Annotated in this window: 18 protein-coding genes; 14 read left to right on the plus strand and 4 right to left on the minus strand. The window is 36.2% G+C overall.

All coding sequences use genetic code 11. The features are described from left to right. Window positions 1–363: 363 nt before the first annotated feature. Window positions 364–579, minus strand: coding sequence for a hypothetical protein (locus AB1422_05580; protein ID MEW6618802.1), 216 nt, complete (start codon window positions 577–579; stop codon window positions 364–366). Between the two features lie 377 nt (window positions 580–956). On the opposite strand from AB1422_05580, the gene AB1422_05585 reads away from it, so the two are divergent. The 14 genes from AB1422_05585 to AB1422_05650 all read left to right on the plus strand — a co-directional run bounded on the left by AB1422_05585 (window position 957) and on the right by AB1422_05650 (window position 16,620). Next, window positions 957–1,709 (plus strand): type III pantothenate kinase, encoded by a 753-nt coding sequence (locus AB1422_05585; protein ID MEW6618803.1) that lies wholly within the window; start codon window positions 957–959, stop codon window positions 1,707–1,709. After that, window positions 1,702–3,483 carry a tRNA uridine-5-carboxymethylaminomethyl(34) synthesis enzyme MnmG gene (gene mnmG, locus AB1422_05590; protein MEW6618804.1) on the plus strand — a complete coding sequence of 594 codons (1,782 nt, stop codon included), beginning with the start codon at window positions 1,702–1,704 and terminating at the stop codon, window positions 3,481–3,483. Before AB1422_05585 ends, mnmG begins: the two co-directional genes overlap by 8 nt. Before the next feature lie 552 nt (window positions 3,484–4,035). Next, window positions 4,036–4,725 (plus strand): DNA repair protein RadC, encoded by a 690-nt coding sequence (radC, locus tag AB1422_05595; GenBank protein ID MEW6618805.1) that lies wholly within the window; start codon window positions 4,036–4,038, stop codon window positions 4,723–4,725. Window positions 4,726–4,741: 16 nt separating this feature from the next. Next, window positions 4,742–6,304 (plus strand): class I SAM-dependent DNA methyltransferase, encoded by a 1,563-nt coding sequence (locus AB1422_05600; GenBank protein MEW6618806.1) that lies wholly within the window; start codon window positions 4,742–4,744, stop codon window positions 6,302–6,304. Window positions 6,305–6,306: 2 nt separating this feature from the next. Next, entirely contained in the window at window positions 6,307–7,689 is a 1,383-nt protein-coding gene (locus AB1422_05605) for an ATP-binding protein (protein MEW6618807.1), read from the plus strand. Between the two features lie 100 nt (window positions 7,690–7,789). After that, a complete protein-coding gene (locus AB1422_05610) occupies window positions 7,790–8,227 on the plus strand; it encodes a hypothetical protein (GenBank protein MEW6618808.1) in 438 nt (145 codons plus the stop codon). Window position 8,228: 1 nt separating this feature from the next. Continuing rightward, window positions 8,229–8,603, plus strand: a complete 375-nt coding sequence (locus AB1422_05615) for a TIR domain-containing protein (protein ID MEW6618809.1) — start codon at window positions 8,229–8,231, stop codon at window positions 8,601–8,603. Window positions 8,604–8,615: 12 nt separating this feature from the next. Then, on the plus strand, window positions 8,616–9,089 hold the full coding sequence (locus AB1422_05620) for a TIR domain-containing protein (protein MEW6618810.1): 474 nt from the start codon (window positions 8,616–8,618) through the stop codon (window positions 9,087–9,089). Between the two features lie 21 nt (window positions 9,090–9,110). After that, entirely contained in the window at window positions 9,111–10,274 is a 1,164-nt protein-coding gene (locus tag AB1422_05625; protein ID MEW6618811.1) for a restriction endonuclease subunit S, read from the plus strand. After that, window positions 10,274–11,254, plus strand: coding sequence for a RhuM family protein (rhuM, locus tag AB1422_05630; protein MEW6618812.1), 981 nt, complete (start codon window positions 10,274–10,276; stop codon window positions 11,252–11,254). The genes AB1422_05625 and rhuM overlap by 1 nt, the downstream gene beginning before the upstream one ends. A gap of 3 nt (window positions 11,255–11,257) precedes the next feature. Beyond that, window positions 11,258–14,431 carry a type I restriction endonuclease subunit R gene (locus AB1422_05635; protein MEW6618813.1) on the plus strand — a complete coding sequence of 1,058 codons (3,174 nt, stop codon included), beginning with the start codon at window positions 11,258–11,260 and terminating at the stop codon, window positions 14,429–14,431. Window positions 14,432–14,655: 224 nt separating this feature from the next. Continuing rightward, window positions 14,656–15,063, plus strand: coding sequence for a prepilin-type N-terminal cleavage/methylation domain-containing protein (locus AB1422_05640; GenBank protein MEW6618814.1), 408 nt, complete (start codon window positions 14,656–14,658; stop codon window positions 15,061–15,063). Between the two features lie 60 nt (window positions 15,064–15,123). Beyond that, the gene (locus AB1422_05645) at window positions 15,124–15,720 is read left to right on the plus strand and encodes a prepilin-type N-terminal cleavage/methylation domain-containing protein (GenBank protein ID MEW6618815.1); all 597 of its coding nucleotides are present in this window, start codon (window positions 15,124–15,126) and stop codon (window positions 15,718–15,720) included. Between the two features lie 405 nt (window positions 15,721–16,125). Then, window positions 16,126–16,620 (plus strand): hypothetical protein, encoded by a 495-nt coding sequence (locus AB1422_05650; protein MEW6618816.1) that lies wholly within the window; start codon window positions 16,126–16,128, stop codon window positions 16,618–16,620. A 786-nt stretch (window positions 16,621–17,406) separates the two neighbouring features. Here AB1422_05650 and AB1422_05655 read toward each other — a convergent pair. The 3 genes from AB1422_05655 to AB1422_05665 form a co-directional block, all read right to left on the minus strand. Then, window positions 17,407–19,626: a bifunctional alpha,alpha-trehalose-phosphate synthase (UDP-forming)/trehalose-phosphatase gene (locus tag AB1422_05655; GenBank protein MEW6618817.1), complete on the minus strand. Its 2,220-nt coding sequence runs from the start codon at window positions 19,624–19,626 to the stop codon at window positions 17,407–17,409. 337 nt (window positions 19,627–19,963) lie between these two features. Then, complete coding sequence (locus AB1422_05660) at window positions 19,964–21,184, minus strand: glycosyltransferase (protein MEW6618818.1); 1,221 nt, start codon at window positions 21,182–21,184, stop codon at window positions 19,964–19,966. Next, window positions 21,171–21,812, minus strand: a complete 642-nt coding sequence (locus AB1422_05665) for a DUF5752 family protein (protein MEW6618819.1) — start codon at window positions 21,810–21,812, stop codon at window positions 21,171–21,173. The genes AB1422_05660 and AB1422_05665 overlap by 14 nt, the downstream gene beginning before the upstream one ends. Window positions 21,813–23,044 lie beyond the last annotated feature (1,232 nt).

Genomic DNA, 23,044 nt, shown 5'->3' on the forward strand with positions numbered 1-23,044 from the left:
GTTGTTTTCCACAATCAATTTCTACCTATTTCTATAAATTTCAATCTATTTCTATTATCTTATCTCCATATCACTTTTATCTCCTTATCCCCTTTCTTACACTTTTGATATATAGCCTGAACGGTTAAAAAAATTTGTAGTTATTGTCAGACACTACCGAATTTTTGGTGGTGTCTTAATCTAGCATAAAGGTTGAAATAGTGTCCGAAAAGGGTAACCGTTCAGGATATAGCCACAGAGTCACAGAGAACACAGAGGAAATATATAACCACGAATGAACACAAATACAAAAAGATTTGTAGTGCGAGGCTTTGGCCTCGCTTCTGGCAAGCCAAAAGGCGAACCTAAAGGTTCGCACTACATTTATGGGATGTCAGAGGTTAATTCGTGTGCATTTGTGGCTAATTTCCTTAATTCTCTGTGAACTCTGTGCCTCTGTGGCTGAACGCTTACCGAAAAGGAGATATGGGGATTATGGAGATAAGGAGATAAATTCATTCTAAAATTTTGCAAATTACAATGAATAATCTCCATATCTCCCTTTATCTCCTTATCCCCTTTTGGACACCAAATCTGCATAGATTTCACTATTAGCGTTATTTTCAGCCACCACCCAAAAATTCAGGGTGTGAGGTTTTGAGCAAGGCTTCTCGAATGCCGCTAATTTCCTGCATAAATAGAGTCTATAGTCTTGTGTCTGATGTCCAGTGTCTGAATCACAGAATTTCCAACATAAAACTTGACAAACTAATGGTTATTTGCTAAAGTATACCCAAATAAATTGAGTTTGCAAATATTTTGCTCTAAAAAGGGATCAAGGATTCGAGGGGTCAAGGATTCAAGGGAGATGAAAAATAAGGTGCTCACTCGACCCCTGGAGCCCTTGACCCCTTGAATCCTTTCAAGAAAGTTTTTGCAAACCTGTTTTCTTTGAGTATATAATCTGGAGGGAAGTTATGCTTTTAGCCATTGATATTGGGAATACAACGATTGTTTTTGGCGTTTATGACTATGATGAATTGAAATACCACTTTAAAATTGGTACAGATAAGAAAAAGACCGCAGATGAATATGGGAAAATTATCTCTGGTATGATTAAAACGAATATCTCTGCCGTTATAATCTCCTGTGTTGTCCCACCATTAATTCCCATATTTACGCAGATGGTCAAAGATTATTTTCAAACTGAGCCAGTGTTTGTTGAAGGAACAAAGGTTAAATTTCCTGTTCTTTATGATAATCCAGAAGAGGTCGGAGCAGATAGAATCGTTAATGCTATTGCTGGGTTTAGACTTTATGGAGGACCGATAATTATTGTTGATTTTGGGACAGCAACTACCTTTGATGTTGTCTCTCAAAATGGTGAATATTTAGGCGGAGCAATTGCCCCGGGCATTGCGATTTCCATTGAGGCATTGTGGACTAAAACCGCTTTACTTCCCAGAGTAGAATTGATAAAACCAGAAACTGTTATTGGTAAAACGACAATTAAAAGCATGCAGGCAGGAATATTCTATGGATTTGTTGGACAGGTAGATGAGATAATAACAAAGATTAAGCAAGAACTTGAATTAGAACCAAAGATAGTCGCTACCGGTGGCTTAGCCAAATTAATCAGTCAGGAATTAAGGTATATTCAATCAGTGAATCCTTTATTGACATTGGAAGGATTAAAGATTATTTATGAAGAGGGATTAATGAATGAGTGATTATGAGATAATCGTTGTTGGAGGTGGACATGCGGGTTGTGAGGCAAGTTTAGCCGCCAGCCGAATGGGTTGTAAGGTAGCTTTGATGACAATGCAAAAGGATACCATTGCCCAGATGTCCTGCAATCCAGCAATTGGCGGTCTGGCTAAAGGACAACTTGTTCGGGAAATAGATGCCCTTGGCGGCGAAATGGCGAAGGTGATTGATAAAACCGGCATTCAATTCCGCATGCTCAATACTAAAAAAGGTCCTGCAGTCAGGTCTCCGCGAGCCCAGGCCGATAGACAGGCTTATCAACAAACTATGCAAAAGATAGTCGAACATCAGACAAATCTTGAGATTATTGAAGATGTGATTGAAAAGATATTAGTAAAAAAAAATAAAGTGGTTGGAGTAGTCACAAGCCAGGGCGAGATATATTCAGCAAAAGCAGTTATTATAACGACTGGAACATTTTTAAATGGACTTATTCATATTGGACTCGAGTCTTATGAAGGTGGCAGAATTGGCGAAAAAGCCGCTTATGGATTATCCAGTTCATTAAAAGAGATTGGATTTGAATTGGGTAGATTGAAAACCGGCACAAGCCCACGAATTGACCGTGCAACCATTGATACCTCTAATTTAATCCAACAGGATGGGGATAAATTCCCTCAACCATTTTCTTTTTCTACTTCAAAGATTGAGATTGAACAAATCCCCTGTTATTTGACCTACACAAATCAAACTACCCATAATATAATCCAGAATAACCTTGACCGCTCGCCTTTGTATTTGGGTAAGATTAAAGGCACTGGAGTTCGATATTGTCCGTCTATTGAAGATAAAATTGTCAGGTTTGCTGAAAAAGATAGACACCAAATATTTATCGAACCAGAAGGTAGAACCTCTAATATCGTTTATTTGAATGGTGTTTCGACAAGTTTGCCAATGGATGTTCAAGAAAAGATGATTAAAACTATTCCGGGATTAGAAAATGCAAAAATCCTACGGTATGGCTATGGAGTTGAATATGACTTTGCCCCACCAACCCAATTAAAACCTACCCTTGAAACGAAACTCGTGGAAAATCTTTACTTTGCCGGACAGATTAATGGTACCTCAGGCTATGAAGAAGCCGCGGCTCAAGGCATTATGGCAGGAATAAATGCCGTGCTTAAATTAAAAAAGAAAGAACCATTCATTCTCAATCGTGCACAGGCATACATTGGCGTTTTGATTGATGACTTAGTCACAAAAGGCACCCAGGAGCCTTACCGAATGTTCACCTCACGGGCAGAATATCGCTTAATTCTGCGTCAGGATAATGCAGACTTAAGATTGATGCATTACGGACATAAATTTAACTTGATTGCGGATGCCCAATATGATAAACTCTTAAATAAGAAAAAACAGATTGAGAATGAAGTTTATAGATTAAATCATACCCGGATAAAAGGAACACCTTTAGCCCAGCTTTTGAGAAGAGATGAATCTCTGGATTGGGACACAGGTCTCCTGCCTGAGGTTATAGAGCAGGTAAAGATAGAAATTAAATATGAAGGCTATATCAAAAGGCAGATGGGACAGGTAGAGCAGTTCAAAAAAATGGAAAACTGGAAGATACCAATGAATTTTGATTATTCTGCCATTACCGGGCTTTCTAATGAAACAAGAGATAAACTTTCAAAAATCAGACCATTATCCCTTGGTCAGGCATCTCGAATCTCCGGCATCCGACCAGCAGATATATCAATATTAATGGTCTGGTTAAAAGCAAGTAAGCAGGAATAAAAGTAGAAGAGATAACTGTTCAGCCACGGATTAACACAGATTGACACGGATAAAATATAGCGGCTATTAACTGGAAGTTTACATAGGATAATACCCATAAATAAGGCATGAGAATAATCGTTCCGTTAGGAACATAATATCGGTAGGAATAGATAGACAAATCAATCAGTTCCGTAGGAACGATATATTGGTAGAAAATTTATGGAAAGCCATTTACCGATATGTTGTCCCTATGGGATATTAAATGAAGGATGAGGTAGAATTTTCACATTCTATTTTTTTCCATTTTATCATAAGAAATGAGAGAAGGCAAGCCAAATGGACATAATTGTCTAAAAATATAGAGAGTTATAGCACTAATTTGACATAGTGTAGTAATGGTTCACGCATAACTTGTTAATTCACTACGAGTAGTTACGAGTATTTAATTCTAAGTAAAGTTTTGAATAATAACTGCTATAGAATGGGTTTAGTGTTTATCTGTGGCTGAATAGTTGCATTGTTTTTGCTTGACAGAAGTTAAATAATAGGATATAGTTAGGGGTATGACCAATGAACGAAACTAAATCTTTTACTATTCATGACCTGCCGATTTCTGAAAGGCCACGCGAGCGATTACAGAAATTTGGCTCGGAGGCACTTTCTTCACAGGAGCTTTTAGCCTTGATTTTAGGAAGAGGAATTGCTGGAGAATCGGTAATGGTTACCGCTCAAAGGTTATTAACTACCTTTGGCAATGTTAAGGCAATCTCCGAAGCCTCGCTTGAAGAATTGGCAAAGGTGCGGGGGATAGGGCAAGCCAAAGCCTCCCAAATCAAAGCCGCATTTGAGCTGGCAAAAAGAAGCGATGAGGAAGTAGGAGAAAGGGTTTCTATAAAATCCTCAGAGGATGTAGCTAAATTAGTCAGACCAAGACTTAAAGATAAGAAGAAGGAATATTTTTTAATCTTATCATTAGATACAAGGAACAATCTAACCAAAATTAGCGAAATATCCATTGGCAGCCTGAATGCCAATTTAGTCCATCCCCGCGAGGTTTTCAAAGAGGCAATTCAATCCATCGCCAATTCGGTAATCTTAGTTCACAATCACCCCTCGGGAAATCCAGAACCATCAGAGGATGACCTTGAAATTACCAAACGGCTCATTGAAGCAAGTAAAATTTTAGGCATAGAAATCCTTGACCACATCATCATCGCTAAAACAGGATTCTATAGTTTTAAGGAGAAAAGGCTGATTTAAAAGTAGGAGCAACTATATGGCAAGAAATCATATTGCAGAACTGGAAAAACGGTTGTGGGATGTAGCAGATGAATTGCGGGCTAATTCTGATTTAAAATCATCTGAATACTCCCCACCGGTTTTAGGACTCATCTTTTTGAAATATGCGGATTATCGGTTTACTAAACAGGAGAAAATACTTTCTGAATCCCTGATTAAATCAGGGACAAGTACTCGCCGCAAGATTGGTAAAACAGATTATCAGGCCGCTGGTGTTATGTTCTTGCCAACTGAGGCAAGATTTTCTTACCTGTTAAACCTTCCTGAAGGTGCTGACATTGGTAGAGCAATAAATGAAGCAATGGAGTCAATTGAGCGTGAAAACGAAGGCCTTGTGCTACCAAAAACCTATCACAGATTTAAAAACAACCTGCTGGTTGAATTGATAAAGCTTATGTCATCAATTCCAGAGGATATAGAAGGAGATGCCTTTGGTAAGATTTATGAGTATTTCCTTGGGAAATTTGCTATGACTGAAGGTTCAAAAGGAGGAGAATTTTTTACTCCAACTTCTATTGTTAAATTGATTGTCTCTGTAATTCAACCGTTTCATGGAAAGATACTTGATCCTGCCTGCGGTTCAGGCGGTATGTTTGTTCAGAGCGCTGAGTTCGTTGAAGAACACAAAAAGCGGGCAATTGATGTGATTAGCATTTATGGACAGGAAAAAACAAGAGAAACAGTTAACCTTTGCAAGATGAACCTTGCTGTTCATGGTCTTTCAGGTGATGTTTTACAGGCTAATTCTTACTATGATGACCTGCACGATATGGTAGGCAAGTTTGATTTTGTAATGGCTAATCCCCCATTCAATGTAAACCGGATTGATAAAGAGCGTATTAAAAATGATAGAAGGCGTTTTCCCTATGGTATGCCTTCAGTGGACAATGGTAATTATCTCTGGATTCAGCTTTTTTACAGTGCTTTAAATGAAAAAGGACGGGCAGGATTTGTTATGGCTAATTGTGCAAGCGATGCCCGGGCAAGTGAATTGGAGTTACGGAAAAAGTTGCTTCAGGACAGAGTCGTTGATATAATGATTGCAGTTGGTTCTAACTTCTTTTATACGGTCACCCTGCCTTGCACATTATGGTTCTTGGATAAAGGTAAACACAATACAGATTGTAAGGATAAGGTGCTTTTTATTGATGCAAGAAAAATCTATCAGCAGATAGACCGAGCACATCGTGAATTTTTACCAGAGCAGATAGAGTTTATTGCTAATATCGTTCGCTTATATCGGGGAGAGGATATTGAAATAACACATGGCAGTGAGAAACTGACAAAAGCAACATTCCCAAAGGGCAGGTATCAAGATGTCGCTGGTTTGTGTAAAGTTGCTACATTAAAAGAGATTGAAGAACAAGGTTGGAGCTTAAACCCTGGACGATATGTAGGCGTAGTTGAAGAGGAAGTAGAGGATTTTGATTTTAAGGAACGGCTTGAAGAATTGAATGAAGAGCTGGAAGTTTTAAATACAGAAGCAAAAGAGTTGGAAGAGCAAATATCAGAAAATGTTGCAAAGATTCTGGAGAAGTAAAAATGGTTAAAACACATCCACCTGAATCAGAAAATATAGAATATAAATCAAATTGGAATGATGATTGCTTAAAAGTTGTTTCTGCTTTTGCCAATACCAGCGGTGGAGAATTAATTATTGGCATAGATGATAATAAAAATATATTGGGTGTCCTTGATGCTAAAAAATTACTTGTTGATATTCCTAATAAAATAAAAGACAAACTTGGTATTATTCCTATTGTGAAGATAGAGAAAAAGAAAGGGAAAGAAATAGTTATGGTAAAAATAGAAGTATCTTCAGTGCCAATATCTTATGATGGAAGATACTATATAAGAAGCGGAAGCACAACTCAACAATTACAAGGGCAATTGCTTACTGACTTTTTAATCAGAAAATCAGGAAAAACATGGGATGAATTTATTGAAGAAAGTTTTACTCTTAGTGATATAAATTTTGAGACTGTTAAAGAGTTTAAAAGAAAAGCTGTTGATAGGATTCCATCAATTGTTAAAGAGGATGAAATAAAAGTAATTCTTGAGAAATTACATCTTATAGAAAATGAAAAATTGAATCGGGCAGCAGTTCTACTTTTTGGTAAAGACCCTCAACGGGTTTATCGGCAATCAATCGTAAAAATAGGCAAATTCTTAACTGAAACAGAGATTCAATTCACGGATATTGTCAAAGGGAATCTTTTTGAACAAATAGAAAACGCTCTTGAAATTCTCAGGTCAAAATATCTTGTAAGTGAAATTAAATATGAAGGTATTCACCGAAGGGATATTCTTGAATATCCTTATGAATCGTTAAGAGAAGCAATTATCAATGCGTTAATTCATAGAGATTATCTCGGCAGTTCCAATATTCAGATAAGGGTTTATTCCGACAAACTTATCATTATGAATGAAGGAAAACTTCCTCCTGAAGTGCCTGTGGACAAACTAAAAACCGAGCATTTGTCAAAACCGAGAAATAGATTGCTTGCTGAAATTTTTTATTATGCAGGTTTGATAGAATCCTGGGGCAGAGGAACAATCAAGATTGTGGATAATTGTTTGCAGCAAGAATTACCTGAACCTGATTTTGTTGAAGAATATGGCGTTATGAAAGTAGTATTTTACAAAGATAAATGGGCCGAGGAAAATCTTAAGAAAATGGGATTAAATGAAAGACAAATAAAGGCAGTGATGTATGTAAAAGAAAAAGGTAAGATTACGAATAAGGAATATAGAGAGATTTGTAATACATCTGAACGAACCGCAACGAGAGATTTAGCCAGTTTAGTTTCCTTAGAAATATTTGAACAAATAGGCATTACTGGCAAGGGGACCGAGTATATTTTAAGACGCCATAAAGACGCCAAAGATGCCATAAAGACGCCTAAAAGACGCCAAGATGAATAAAAAGGTTTAAAGAAATGAAAAATAGTGCAACATTTCGTTGCACGAATTGTGGGAATAAAATATCAGAAAATGTGGCAAAGATTCTGGAGGTGAAATAAACATGGAGGATAAAAATAATCTTAAAGAATATATGTTGAAGGAGATTGATATAGTTCAGGATATTATAAAGAGAATGGCTCACAATTCCTTTATGATAAAAGGATGGGCGATAACTCTGGTTGTTGCTACTCTCCTATTGAAAGGCACAAAATATCAAGCTCTAATTGCTTTTATTCCGTTGTTAGTTTTCTGGTTTTTGGATGCGTATTTCTTGTGGCAAGAGAGAATGTATAGAAAACTACATAACTGGATTATCAGTAATAGATTGAATACCGACGAACATTTATTTAATATGAACGCTTACCGATTTAAAAATGAGGTTCAGTCAAAATTCAGAATTATGTTTTCAATAACTTTAGGATGGTTCTATGGTTCAATAGCAATTCTGACGGTAATTTATACCATTATTCTATTTTTAACTCAAAATGGAGGTAATTGAAATGGCGAAAAAGAGAGTATTTGTTAGTTTTGATTTTGATAACGACAAGAGTTTGAAAGATTTTATTATTGGTCAGTCAAGATTACCAGATTCTCCATTTGAAGTTGTTGATACTTCAATGAAAGAAGCCTCTCCAGAAAAAGATTGGCTGGATAGGGCTGAGACAAAAATTAAAGGTTCTGATATGGTTCTTGTTATGGTAGGGCCGAAAACACATAAAGCCCCTGGAGTTCTTAAAGAGATAGCACTTGCGAGAAAATGGAATATACCGATTGCTCAAGTCATCGGCTATAAAGACGGTAATTATACACCGGTTCCAGACGCTGGGCGACTCTATTCCTGGAATTGGGACAATTTAAAAAAACTATTGAGTTAGGAGAAAAATTAAATGGCAAGAAGAGTTTATTTTGCATTTCACTATCAAAGAGATATCTGGAGAGTAAATCAGGTTAGACATGCTTGGGTTACAAAAGAAGATATAGAAGAAGCAGGTTATATTGATGCTGCTGAATTTGAAAAAGTTGAAAGACAAGGTGAGGAAGCAATCAAACGATGGATTGACAAACAATTAGAAGGGACATCTGTTACGGTTGTTTTGATTGGTTCTAAAACGGCAGAGAGAGAATATGTCCAATACGAAATCAATAAAAGTTGGAATAGGGGCAATGGACTTATAGGAATTTATATTCATGATCTTAAAGACCAGAATGGGAACACAGATTATAAAGGTGCCGACCCTTTTGTCAAATTGGGTTACAAAGGTATTAGGACATACGATTGGATTTCCGATAACGGATACAATAATTTAAGTGAATGGATTGAAGCAGCGTATCAGCGCGCTCAAAACAGACAAAAACAATAGGAAGTTAAACTTATGCAAAAGGTGAAGATAAAAGATTTAGGAAAAATTATTACTGGAAAAACACCATCCACAAAGAAACCAGAGTTATTTGGTTATGATTATCCTTTTATCACACCTTCGGATATTAACACATACGAGGTTTACTATGTTCAAGATACAGAACGTGGTCTTTCAAAAGAAGGATATTTGACTCAAAAGAGTAAATTGCTCCCACCAAAAACAGTCTGTTATGTTTGTATCGGTTCAACCATTGGAAAAATATGTTTGACGAAAAAACCAAGTTTTACAAATCAGCAATTGAATAATATTATAGTTGACCAGTCACGCTATGTCCCAGAATATATTTACTATCGCTTGAGATATGAAACTCCAAAAATTCAATCAATATCTGGTGGAACGGGTTCAGGGAAAGCCATCTATAATAAAACAGCATTTGAAGAATTTCAGTTTGAAATCCATGATTTACCTTTACAGCACAAAATCTCTTCCATCCTCTCCACCTACGATGACCTTATTGAAAACAACACCCGACGGATACAAATACTTGAAGAAATGGCACAGAGGATTTATCGGGAGTGGTTTGTTGATTTCCGATTTCCAGGACACGAAAAAGTGAAGTTTGTAGATTCAGAAATGGGAAAGATTCCCGAAGGATGGGAAGTCAAAAGACTAGGGGATGCCATTGAGCTAGCCTATGGAAAGGGATTAAAAGCTTCGGAACGAAAAAGTGGAAGCGTACCAGTTTTTGGCTCAGGTGGAATTGTAGGATACCATAATCAAAGCTTGGTTAAAGGGCCAGGAATTATTGTGGGAAGAAAGGGAAATGTTGGTTCTATTTTTTGGTCAGATCGTGACTTTTTTCCCATTGATACTGTATTTTATGTAAGAACTACAATATGCTTACATTACGTCTATTATTATCTGCGGCAGATGAATTTTATAAATAGCGATGCAGCAGTTCCAGGGTTGAATAGGAATCAAGCCTATTTATTGCCATTTTTAATTCCTTCAGAAGAATTAGTGGATGTATTTCAAGAAAGGATTTGTTCAAATTTTAAGCTTGTTACGGTCTTGAAATCAAAGTGTGAGATATTACGGACAAGTAGAGATATTCTCCTCCCCAAACTCATCTCAGGGGAACTTGATGTGTCGGATTTAGATATTGCTATAAGGGAGCAGGAATAATGAAAGGACAAACAGAATCTAAAGGACAAATTGTTTTATACAAGAACCGGCTTGAGGTCAGATTAGAACAGGATACTGTATGGTTAAATTTAAATCAAATCGCCAAACTTTTTGAAAGAGACAAATCTGTAATTTCACGTCATTTGGATAATATATATAAAACAAATGAGTTAAAGCGAACTTCAACTGTTGCATTTTTTGCAACAGTTCAAAATGAAGGAGGACGACTTATAGAGCGTAAGATTGAATTTTTTAATTTAGATGCAATAATTTCTGTTGGCTATCGGGTAAATTCAAAAAGAGGTACGCAGTTTCGCATTTGGGCAACAAATGTCTTAAAGAAACATCTTGTTGACGGATATACCATCAATGAAAAACGACTTAAGGTTGCCGAGCATAAATATAATGAATTACAGAACTCATTACGGTTATTAAGCAATGTTCTTGCTCTTGACGAAGTTTCTGACGAGACCAAAGGTTTGATTCAAGTTATAACTGAGTATTCCCGTGCACTTGACATTCTGGATGAGTATGACAATAACAGATTACCTATCCCAAAAGGGACAACTCAGTTAAAATATAGACTTACTTACCAGGAAGCGAGGATAATTATAGATGAGATGAGGGAAAAATTTAAAACCGCATCTCTTTTTGGACAGGAAAAGGATAAAAGTTTTGAAAGTTCGCTTAAAACAATTTATCAGACTTATGATGGTAAAGAGCTTTATCCTACAATAGAAGAAAAATCGGCAAACCTATTATATTTTGTTGTCAAAAATCATAGTTTTGTGGACGGCAATAAAAGAATTGCCGCAGCGCTTTTTATCTGTTTTCTACAAAAGAATGGAATTTTAACTCGTAAAGATGGAACGAGATGTATTGACAATAACTCTTTGGTTGCCTTAACACTGATGATTGCTATAAGCAAGCCATCAGAGAAAGATGCGATGATAAAAGTAATATTAAATTTATTGGTATAAATTATGACATCAAAAGATAACAAGTATTCAGAATCTGCATTAGTAGAAAGACCAGCAATGGACTTATTCAGCCAATTAGGCTGGTCTGTTCAGAACTGTTTCTATGAATTTGACGAGAATGGCAAAAGTTTTCTCAGCAGAGAAACAAAGGCAGATGTTGTTTTGGTTTCAAAACTTAAACCTGCTTTGCAAAAACTCAATCCATCTCTTTCTGAAACAGTTCTTGATGAGGCAATAAAAATACTTACCTCGGATAGAAGTTTGATGGGGATGGTATCTGCAAACCGTGAGGTATTTGATTTTCTTAAAAATGGAATTCTTGTTTCCTATCTGAATAATAAAAATGAGCAAGTTTCTGAACGAGTCCAAATTGTTGACTGGATAAATATAGAAAACAACGATTTCTTTCTGGCTTCACAGTTTTGGATTTCAGGCGAAATGTATACCAGGAGAGTTGACCTTTTAGGGTTTGTTAATGGTATTCCGCTTCTTTTTATGGAACTTAAAGCATCTCATCGCAACCTTAAAAAAGCCTATGATGAGAATTTAAGGGATTATAAGTCAACCATTCCGCAATTATTCTGGTTTAACGGAGTGATTATCCTTTCTAATAGTAGTCAAAGTAGGGTTGGAACGCTATCTGCTGAATGGGACCATTTTAGCGAATGGAAAAGGATTAACAATGAAGGTGAAAAAGGTATTGTTTCACTTGACACAGTTATAAAAGGTGTTTGTGAAAAATCCCGATTTATGGATATTCTTGAAAACTATACTTTATTTAAGGAAGAGAAAAACGGGACTATAAAAATTATTGCCAAGAATCACCAGTATTTAGGGGTTGAGAAGTCAATCAAAGCATTTCTTCAAGTGAATCAGAATAAAGGGCGGCTTGGTGTTTTCTGGCATACCCAGGGTTCAGGAAAAACAGAATCAATGATTTTCTTTTCACAGAAGATTTTAAGAAAAATACCGGGCAACTGGACATTTGTAGTTGTAACCGATAGAAACGAACTGGATGAACAGACCTATAAACGGTTTGTGCGTTCAGGGGTTATTCAGGGAAAACAGGAATGGGCTCAAAACACTGAGGATTTAAGACGATTGCTAAAAGAAGACCACCGATATGTCTTTACAACTATTCAGAAATTCAGGACAGAAAAAGGAGCAAAGCACCCTGTTATTTCTGACCGTTCTGATATAGTTGTTATAACGGATGAGGCACACAGAACCCAGTATGATATATTTGCTATGAATATGCGCAATGCTTTGCCGAACGCAGGGTTCATTGCCTTTACCGGCACACCGCTTATTGTTGGTGAAGAGAAGACAAAGGAGGTCTTTGGTGATTATGTCAGTATTTACAATTTTAAACAGGCAACTGATGATAAAGCAACTGTTCCACTTTATTATGAGAACCGAAAACCCAAAGTCCAGTTGGTAAACTTAAGTCTGAATGAAGATATTCAGCGCATTTTAGAAGATGCAGAACTGGATTCTGCACAAGAACAAAAGTTTGAAAGAGAATTCTCTAAAGAATACCAACTCATTACCCGTGAAGACCGACTTGAAGACATTGCTCAGGATATCGTTTTGCATTTTATGAACAGGGGTTTTATGGGTAAGGCAATGGTGGTTTCCATTGACAAGGCTACAGCGGTAAAGATGTACGATAAGGTGAAGAAATATTGGGATAGATACGCTGATAAATTACAAAAAGATTATAAGCATGCAACAGATGTTGTCAAAGAAGAAATCGGCAATAAACTGATTGATATGCATCAAACCGATATGGCAGTTGTGGTTTCGCAATCCCAGAATGAGGTTGAGGATTTAAAAGCAAAGGGAGTGGATATCACACCGCATCGCATTAGAATGAACAACGAACACCTTGACGAAAAATTTAAGGATGCAGATGACCCATTAAGGATTGTTTTTGTCTGTGCTATGTGGATGACAGGTTTTGATGTGCCTTCTTGTTCCACAATCTATCTTGATAAGCCAATGAAAAACCATACCCTTATGCAGACCATTGCAAGAGTAAACAGGGTTTTTGGCGAGAATAAAGTTGTAGGACTAATCGTTGATTATATCGGTGTGCTTCATAATTTGAATCAGGCACTGGCTATTTATGCTGCTCCTGTTGGAGAAGGTGGCGTTGAGACACCAATTATTGAAAAATCCGAATTGATAGAACAACTCCGTAAAGATATTCAGGAAATGATGGAGCTGTTAGATGGATGGGAAATATCTTTGCCAAAAATAATGGCATCTGAAGGATTAAAATGCGTCAGTCTGATAGATGATGCAGTTGAATGCATATTAGAGAGTGAAGAACGGCAGTCTATATTTAAAGAAAAGAATGCAATTATTCAAAAGACATACAAAGCAATATTACCGGATACTTCTGCCAGTGAATTCCAGTCAGTTGTGAAGACATTACAGGTTTTAGCAGACAAATTAGCTCCAATATCGGGAGCGGTTGATATTTCTGATGTGCTTAGGAGGGTTTCAGAATTATTGGATAAATCAGTGAAGGTTGAAGCAATGTATGTTGCAGAGACACCCGACGAATACAACGCAGGCAAAATACTGGATTTGACTAAAATTGACATTGATAAATTGCAGAAAGAGTTTAATAAAGGCCGTAGACGAATACTGGCAGAGCAGTTAAGAAAAGCAATTGAGGTTAGATTGCGTGCTTTATATATGCTTAATAAATCTCGGATGAATTATATGGAAAGATTCCAGCAATTAATTGATGAATACAATGCCGGGTCAATGAATGTGGAAGAGTATTACAGACGATTACTTGAGTTTGTTAAAAATCTGGATGATGAAGAGAAACGGGCGATGAAAGAATCTCTATCAGAAGAGGAACTTGCAATCTATGACTTGCTGGTGAATCCGCCGATTAAAATGACGCAGAAAGAGATTCTGGCAGTAAAAAAAGTAGCACACGACCTTCTGGAAAAACTGAAATCAGAAAAACTTGTCCTTGACTGGCGAAAAAAACAGCAGGCAAGGGCATCAGTTAAGTTATGCATTGAAGAAATACTCGAAAATCTACCACCAATATTCTCAACTGAAATCTATCATCAGAAGTGTGGTTTAATTTATCAGCATATCTATGAGTCATACTATGGAAGTGGTATGAGCGTATATGCACATCAAATTTGAAGAAAATGCAAAGCCATATTTGGAATCGGCAAAAATAAAAGTAACTATTCAGCCACTGATTAACACGGATTAGCACGGATAAATACAGAAGGCAGAGGGCAGAAGGCAGAAGACAACAGGAAGAAAAACCTTCAGCCTAATTATACGGACACGGATTACGAATTTTCAGTGTTTCATCCGTGTCCATCTGTGGCTGAATAATACAAATAGGAAAAACAATGAAAATGAACCGTCTTAATAAAATCTTTTTAAAAGCAAAGAGAAATAACGGTTTTACCCTTATCGAGGTGATAGTGGCAATAACCATTTTTGCCGTGAGTGTCCTTGCCATTCTTAATTTATTCTCCACAATACTTAAATCAACTACACAGATTCGTCATTATACCATCGGACTTATCCTGGCTCAATCTAAAATGGCAGAGATTAAAAGTGGTTTAGAAATAGAATCAGCTGGAATTTTCAAGGAAGATGATATTGAGTATGAATGGTCAGTTCATACAAATCCAACAGAAATTAAAAACATAGAAGAAATCAGACTTCAGGTGACATGGAAAGGTCAAAAGGCGAAAAAAAATATCGAATTAGTTGGGTATCGAGTTATTGAATCAAGAAAAGACAGGGAAGAAAAATGAACTGGTAACTAATTACCATTCACCAGTTACCATTTACTAAAGATAAGGAAGGGAAAAAGAGTGAAGAGGCAATCAGGATTTACTCTAATCGAAATTTTAATTACTTTATTAATTATCAGTATTACTGTAGTTCTAATTGCCAGTTCTTTTAGTTTGAGTTTAAAATCCTGGTCTTCTGTCTCTGCAAAGGTAGAGGTCTATCAACGGGTCAGGGTCTGTCTGGATATGATGAGTTCAAGAATCCGTAATGCGGTTATTTTCCCGTTAAATAAAAATTTAACCTTTAAAGGAGATAGATATTCCTTAAGTTTTATTACCACCTCATCAGATTTTGAAGGTTGGACAAAGGTAGATTTTGGAATAAAAAAGGAGGAAGAATTCTTATGGTTGGAAAAAGAAGAAGAATTGGCTAAAGGAGAAAAGATATTCTTAGGTAAAGGTATAGAATCAATAGAATTTATGTATTATGACTTTCAAGATGGGCAGTGGAAAGAGAGCTGGGATTCTTCTGAAACTGGACGACTACCATTTGCAGTTAAGATTTTCATTACCTTTGCAATAAGCAATGATAAGGTAGAAAAAATTACTATTCCGGAGGTAGTAATTATGATTCCGGCGGCAATGGAATCTATCAAGGAGTCGGAAAAGGTAAGTTAGACGTAACTATTCACCATTCACCATTCACAATTTCTTCCCTAAATTTCCTTAATAATGGTAAATGGTGAATTGTCAATTGTGAATTGTGAATTATCACTCTTCACGGTGTCAAGCAAACCTGGCCCAAGAGTTCGATGCACCGCTATAGCGCATCCAATGACTCTATTCGATAATTCATCAAATTTCACTTCGTGCTCTCCGTACCCTTCGTGGTGAATAGTTACTTCGCAGATTAAACGCGAAGGGAGAGGTGAGCCGGGATAAATGGGAACTTCGAGGTAGAAGAACCCTAATCCTTAAAGATAAGTTTCACAAAAAAACTGTTGACAGGAAAGAAGAGTTATGCTATGATAAGAATGTTTCCTGAAAGAGATTTCTAAAATTGACTAAAGAGGAGAGATGAATATGGCTACATATACCTTGCCTCGAGCAACATATGATTTATTAACAGAGGCATTAGGAGAAAAGCAAAGAGCAGAGACTTTTGCTAAGGCAATGGAGTCAGTAATTGAGGCAATTGATAATCGGGCAAAAGAGGGAATAGTAGAAAAAAAGAGCCAGATAAAGACGGAATTAAGAGATGAATTAAGAAATGAACTGGTAACAAGAGAATTATTTGAAGAAAGATTTAAGGTTGTAGATGAAAGATTTAAGACTCTTGATAACAAAATGGAGGAAAGATTTAAGACCCTTGAAAATGAGATGAACGGGAGATTTAAAATACTTGAAAATGAGATGAATGAAAGATTTAATGTTGTTGATGAAAGATTTAATGTTGTTGATGAAAAGTTCAAGAGCCTTAATTTTAGGCTTAATATCTTTATCGCCATTGCCCTTATTGCCCTAACCTTTGCTAATCCTACCTTTGTGAAATTAATAGAAAAGGTCTTTGGGATTTAAGAAAGAACACGAATTGGACGAATTAACGAATATCACGAATTTGGAACGCAGATGAACGCAGATTTTCAAGATTTTAAATATAAAATTATTGTAAACGTTCAGCCATAGAGGCACAGAGTTCACAGAGAATTAGGGGAATTAACCACATAAGGGAAAAATTTTGTAACCGTTCAGGGCTATACATTAGAAGTGTAAACAAGGAGAAATGGGGAAAAAGGAGAATTGGAGAAATGGCTCAAACTTTTTCGACCTGTGCGGTTAAATGTAAAATGGATAATGTAAAATGAGAAATGTAAAATGAAAATGTATAACCGAAAGGTAATGAGTCTTGCGAAGTCCTAAAATTTCCCATTTTTCATTTCCTATTTTACATTTTACATTTATTTTTCCTTTGCATCTCTGCGATGAATTAGTCTAATCGCACAGGTGGAATTTTTTTGTAAGCTGATTAAACAGATTACATTTTTTTATTGTAAGCGGATTGAACGGATTGAGCGGATTTTTTTTATTTCTTTTTCCGCTAAATCCGTTAAATTCGCTTACTAAATCCACCCGCTTACTATTAAAAATCTACTTCCTTAATTTTCTACCTGCACAGGTCGAAAAATTTCTCATAGAACAGATATAGCAACAGGGTTGATAGTTTATAGTTGATAGTTTCATAGACTATCAACCATCAACTATCAACAATACTTTTGTTGTGTTTGAAGTGGTTTCGCACTAAATCAGTACCATTCATTTGTGCTCTCTGACCACGCTAAACAGGGACGGTTCGGCTGAATCTATTTAACCAGTTACCAGTTCTGTTATAAATCTTCGCACCTCTTTATAATCATAGATATTATATCTGGCAAAGGAGGATGAAATCCCAACCTTGACAGAATATGCCTTTTGAGGAAGAACTTTAAACATATCCTCATCTGTGGCATCATCACCAATGGCTAAAATAAATTCATAATTCTTGTTCGAGATAAAATGCGTGGCTATTACCCCTTTATTTATACCAGCACTTTTAATCTCGATGACCTTCTCTCCTGATAAAATCTGGACATCGATATTTGCGGTTAAGGAGATTAAATCATCTATTAACTCTTTGGCTCGAATAGAGGCAAGTTCAGGGTCTGATTTGCGGTAATGCCACACTAATGAAAATTCCTTTTCTTCGATAAACGAGGCAGGTAACCTATCTACGGTTAATTTAAGTAACGGGTAAAGTTTAGATTTCCAGTCAGCAGATACAGGTTTTAGCAGTAACCAGTCTTTATTTTTTTCTTTTAGCCAAACGCCATGTTCTGCGGATAAAGAAATATCTAATCGACCAAACCACTTCTTTACTGTAGATTTATCTCGACCACTAACAAGCACCACCTCTGTATCTGGATATTCGGATAGGATCCTGATAAGTTTTAATAGGCTATTATCCGGTTTAGAGCTCTGGGGTCTGTCTGTAAGCGGGACTAATGTTCCATCGTAATCTAAAAAGATAATTCTTGAATTAGAGGTTTGAAAATCTTTTATTATCTCTTCTTTTTCCAGATGAGATAAAAGTTTTGTCATTCGGAGCATCTTTTGTTTATTCAAGTCTAAAAGTTCGGAGATAAAATCACCTGCCCACCGAATAACATCATAATCACTCAGTCTTTTCTGCATAATCTTAATTCTTCTTGTTTGTTCTTTTATGGACATTGATAAGGCATCTTTTATGGCTTGAGCAATTTCTTGTTTATGGTTTGGGTTGATGATAATTGCCTCGCCAAGTTCCTTAGCCGCACCAGCCATCTCGCTTAAGATTAAAACCCCTTTTTTATCTGATTGTGAGGCAATATACTCCTTTGCTACCAGATTCATCCCATCCCTCAAAGGGCTGATTAAGGCAATATCCGCAACATTATACAAGGCAACTAATTGTTTAAACGGAATATGTTTATATTGATACTGGATGGGTGTCCAGCCGACATTTCCAAACCGACCATTGATTTTTCCGATAAATTCATCAATCTTGATTTTTATCCGTTGATAGCGTTCTACTCCGATTCGAGATGGAACAACGATTAACAAAAGAGTGATTTTATTATGCCAGTGTGGATTTTCTTCAAGGAATAATTCATAGCCTTCCAGACGATTGATAATCCCCTTGGTATAATCAAGTCTATCTACGGAGAGTATAGTTTTTGTATTCATTAAGATTCTGGCAAACTCATCTTTTTCTTTCTGGACATCAGGGTCAGCAGCCGCCGCATAAAACTTTTTATAGTGAATACCCATAGGAAAGGTATCGGCACGAAGAATCCTATTATTTAAAGTTAGACTTCCAAGATTATGTTCTAATCCTGAAATCCGTAAAACACATCTCAGGAAACTCTGGGTATAATCAATTGTATGAAATCCAATTAAATCTGCTCCTAAAAGTCCCTCTAATATCTCTGTGCGCCATTTTTTAGGTAAAAGGCGATATATTTCATAAGGTGGGAATGGGATGTGCAGGAAAAAGCCAATAAGTGATTCTGGCCTTTTTTCGCGGATGAGTTTTGGAAGTAACAAAAGATGATAATCATGTATCCATAAAATATCATCTGACTTTAAAATTTTACAAATTGCCTCACAAAAGAATTCATTTACCTGTTTATAATAATTCCATAAATTTTCGTTAAATTCAGCATAGATAGGAAAACAATGAAACAATGGCCAGATAGTTTTGTTGCAAAATCCATGGTAGAAATTATCCATCTCTTTTTCCGGGATAAATACAGGTGAACAGTTATATTCCTTAATGGTTTTCCTTCTTAAGGCAGGTTGATATTTTTCTTTCACGGTTACCCCGGGCCACCCAATCCAGAGATGCTCAAGTGGTGTAAATGAAGAATCTTTCAAGGAATCAAGGTAGTCACTTAATCCAGTAACAAGTCCACCCGAACTTTTTACTAATTCCAGTGCCCCTTCTTTTTCTATAACCGTAAATGGTAATCTGTTAGAAACGATGAGTAATCTCATTAAATTTACACCCAATGTTATTTTAGATTTTAGGTAACCGTTCAGGGATATAGCCACAGAGTCACAGAGAACACAGAGGGAATATATAACTACGAATGAACACGAATAATAAAAAGATTTGTAGTGCGAGGCTTTAGCCTCGCTTCTGGCAAACAGGAAAGCGAACCTAAATGTTCGCACTACATTTATCGAATGTCACAGGTTAATTCGTGTCCATTTGTGGCTAATTTCTCTAATTCTCTGTGAACTCTGTGCCTCTGTGGCTAAACGGTTACGATTTTAGATTGCTGATTTTTGATTGAAAAATAAATCCAAAATCCGTAATCGAAAATCCAAAATTTATTTGATACCCCTACAGATATACAATATCCCCTTCATAAAACATCGATAAAAACAACAAGAGATAATCCTGGATATGTCTTGTAATCAAGAAATTATTTTTGATATGTTCTCGACCATTTTCGCCCAGTTTTTTTGCGTATTCAGGTTCATTAATAAGTCGTTTTATCCAATAAACAGTTCCTTCGATAGAGCGGGTTAAAACACCAGAATATTTATGAGTGATTTGAAGGGGTATGCCGCCAACTGCACCAGCGATAACCGGTTTTGCCTTCCAGAGTGCCTCTGCCACAGTTAAACCAAATCCTTCTTTCAACGATTTTTGTAAAACTACGCTCGAGGCTCGTTGTAAGGCATTTATTTCAATATCGCTTGCTGGTGGAAGGAATAAAACAAAAATATCCCTATCCTTTTCTGCCTCATTTCTAACTTTGTTCAAAACCTCCATCCCTTCAGGGTCATCTGTTGCTCCGCCGCCGGCTAAAATCAGTTGACAATCAACATACTTCTTTACCTCAAAATATGCCTCAATTACACCTAAAGGGTCTTTCAAATAATCAAATCTGGAGATTTGAGTAATAATCGGACGATTTTTATCAATCCCGTATCTTTCTAAAATAGAATCTATTACATCTTCCGGTATCTCTTTATTTTTATCACTTAACGGGTCAATTGACGGAGAAATAAGAACCTGCGGTATGCTAAGTTCCCTGGAAAAGGCTGGTGCTGAAAAGACAGCTGTATCATACTGGTTAATATATTGTTTTAAAAACTCCCAGATGTCTTTTTGTGGAGTTGAGAAATCTATATGGCAACGCCAGAGCCATTTTTTATCAAGATTCTTCTTTTCCTCAACTAAGGCAATTGGTTGAGAATCATGAACAAAAATAATATCACCAATAAGATTTAACTCCTGGGCATTGTTACGATTTATTTCGATAAAATATTCTAACTCTTCATCTGGAAACTCGGTTTTTACCCCATGTAAGGCATTATGAATCTTTTTGGTTATCACAAAAAACCTTTCATTCCCTTTAATAACATCCCATCTAAAATCTATTCCTAACTGTTGAATTAAAGGTAACATCCTGGTCAGGATTTCAGCCACACCACCGCCAACCGCGGTTGAGTTTATATTCTGGATAACCTTTCCTTTGAGACAGTTAGCTAAAAAGTACAGGTCATCTATTACCTCTTGACCAACAATCTTTGTATAATCATTAATATTTTGCATATTTTTCCACCAGCGAGATAATTTTTCCCCTTAAACTTTCGAGGGTATAAGCATAAGGATCTAAATTTGCCATTTTGTTAGCCAGTTGAGCATAACCAGCATCCCTGAACCATAAAGAGAAATCGTTATCTTCCTTTTTCAGTCTTAACCTTGCCTCAAAGATATGGAAATACAAGGAATCAGCACTTATTTTTTTGACTATATCCTTAAATTCGCTGAGATTGTTTGCCACATAAGGAGTTTTTAAGATAAAACTTTTTGAAGATACAAAATAAAACGCCTCATCTTCAGGACACTGGACATTCCGAGCGTCTTTTAAAAGGTGTTGTTCGATTATTTCCACAAATTTTTTCCTTATCTCTTCAATCCAATGAAACTGGATGATATTAATACTGAACAATTTTTCACCCAGTAGTTTCTCATTCAAGACATTATTAACCCAGTAGGCAAAATCGTTTGGAGGTTCTGGAACAAGATATTGATATTGTTGTAAAAACCTGTGAGTATGATGATAGATTGATGAGCCGGGAACTGTTTTTATCCCGGCTAATAATTCTTTTAAATCCCTTGCTTTTTTACCTAAGAGTATGGTTTGATTAAATCTGGTATAAAATAAAAATGGTTCCATAATAAATATTATATTCAGCATCCTATCAGATGTCAACTTTTATTTTCTTGTAACTATAGCAGTTATTAGTCAAAACTTTACTCAGAGTGGATAAGTAAAAAAATCCCAAATCCCAAACACCAAATCTCAAATAAACACCAAATTTCAAATCCTAAATACAAACTATGGGGGTAATGTTTTGAATTTTGGTTATTTGAATTTATTTGGAATTTGGAATTTGTGATTTGGAATTTCATAGCCATATCTATGTCAAATTTCGATTAATAAGTGTTATATTCAGCCACAGATGGACACGGATGAAACACTGAAAATTCGTAAATCGTGTCCGTAATTAGGCTGATGGCTGAAAATTTAGGTATAGTGCCTCGTGTCTCCTCTCCTTCTCCGTTTCTCCCTTTCTCCGTTTCTCATCTGTCTTCTGACCTCTGTATTTATCCGTGCTAATCCATATTAATCAGTGGCTGAATAGTTACATTTTCTTCCAGTTCTGAAGAGTAAAAAATCTTCGGTAACCGTTTAGCCACAGAGGCACAGAGTTCACAGAGAATTAGAGAAATTAGCCACAAATGGACACGAATTAACCTGTGACATTCGATAAATGTAGTGCGAACCTTTAGGTTCGCTTTCCTGCTTGTCAGAAGCGAGGCTAAAGTCTCGCACTACAAATCTTTTTATTATTCGTGTTCATTCGTGGTTATATATTCCCTCTGTGTTCTCTGTGACTCTGTGGCTATATCCTTGAACGGTTACAATCTTCGCACAAAAACTCCTTGAAATAATCCAATTTTTTATCCCCCAAAAATTTTTTTTAAAAAAAATATTTATATTTTTACACTTTTTAAGGATATTTTCCACGCACCAAATTTTGTTTATTATTTGAGAACTTGTATGCAGGGAAACCCGTATTTGATTTATAAGGGAGAAGGGGAAAAACAGGGAAAAATGGGAAAAGAAAAAATGGAATCACTTTTACCCTTTTCCCCAGTTTTCCATTTTCCCTTTATTACACACTGTTCACTTACAAAATCTTAATTTATGCCGTTGTTGAGTATAATTCTGATGTCAACATTTTTCAAAAAATAATTATTGACATTTGTTTAACCTAAAATCGGCAAGTAGCTGAGTAAAAAGGGGAGAGGGGGGTGAAAAAGAAGGTTATTTTGACAAATTTGGAAGGGAATTAAGGAGAAGATGAAGGGAATTAGATAACGGATAGAAAAGAGATGGGATTA

Source organism: bacterium (assembly GCA_040757115.1).
Lineage (GTDB): Bacteria > UBA9089 > CG2-30-40-21 > CG2-30-40-21 > SBAY01 > JBFLXS01.

Bases quoted from the DNA above. Each gene is read 5' to 3' on its own strand.
- AB1422_05580 (MEW6618802.1), bottom strand. From the start codon at position 579: ATGCAGATTTGGTGTCCAAAAGGGGATAAGGAGATAAAGGGAGATATG.
- AB1422_05585 (MEW6618803.1), top strand. From the start codon at position 957: ATGCTTTTAGCCATTGATATTGGGAATACAACGATTGTTTTTGGCGTT.
- mnmG (MEW6618804.1), top strand. From the start codon at position 1,702: ATGAGTGATTATGAGATAATCGTTGTTGGAGGTGGACATGCGGGTTGT.
- radC (MEW6618805.1), top strand. From the start codon at position 4,036: ATGAACGAAACTAAATCTTTTACTATTCATGACCTGCCGATTTCTGAA.
- AB1422_05600 (MEW6618806.1), top strand. From the start codon at position 4,742: ATGGCAAGAAATCATATTGCAGAACTGGAAAAACGGTTGTGGGATGTA.
- AB1422_05605 (MEW6618807.1), top strand. From the start codon at position 6,307: ATGGTTAAAACACATCCACCTGAATCAGAAAATATAGAATATAAATCA.
- AB1422_05610 (MEW6618808.1), top strand. From the start codon at position 7,790: ATGGAGGATAAAAATAATCTTAAAGAATATATGTTGAAGGAGATTGAT.
- AB1422_05615 (MEW6618809.1), top strand. From the start codon at position 8,229: ATGGCGAAAAAGAGAGTATTTGTTAGTTTTGATTTTGATAACGACAAG.
- AB1422_05620 (MEW6618810.1), top strand. From the start codon at position 8,616: ATGGCAAGAAGAGTTTATTTTGCATTTCACTATCAAAGAGATATCTGG.
- rhuM (MEW6618812.1), top strand. From the start codon at position 10,274: ATGAAAGGACAAACAGAATCTAAAGGACAAATTGTTTTATACAAGAAC.
- AB1422_05635 (MEW6618813.1), top strand. From the start codon at position 11,258: ATGACATCAAAAGATAACAAGTATTCAGAATCTGCATTAGTAGAAAGA.
- AB1422_05640 (MEW6618814.1), top strand. From the start codon at position 14,656: ATGAACCGTCTTAATAAAATCTTTTTAAAAGCAAAGAGAAATAACGGT.
- AB1422_05650 (MEW6618816.1), top strand. From the start codon at position 16,126: ATGGCTACATATACCTTGCCTCGAGCAACATATGATTTATTAACAGAG.
- AB1422_05660 (MEW6618818.1), bottom strand. From the start codon at position 21,184: ATGCAAAATATTAATGATTATACAAAGATTGTTGGTCAAGAGGTAATA.
- AB1422_05665 (MEW6618819.1), bottom strand. From the start codon at position 21,812: ATGGAACCATTTTTATTTTATACCAGATTTAATCAAACCATACTCTTA.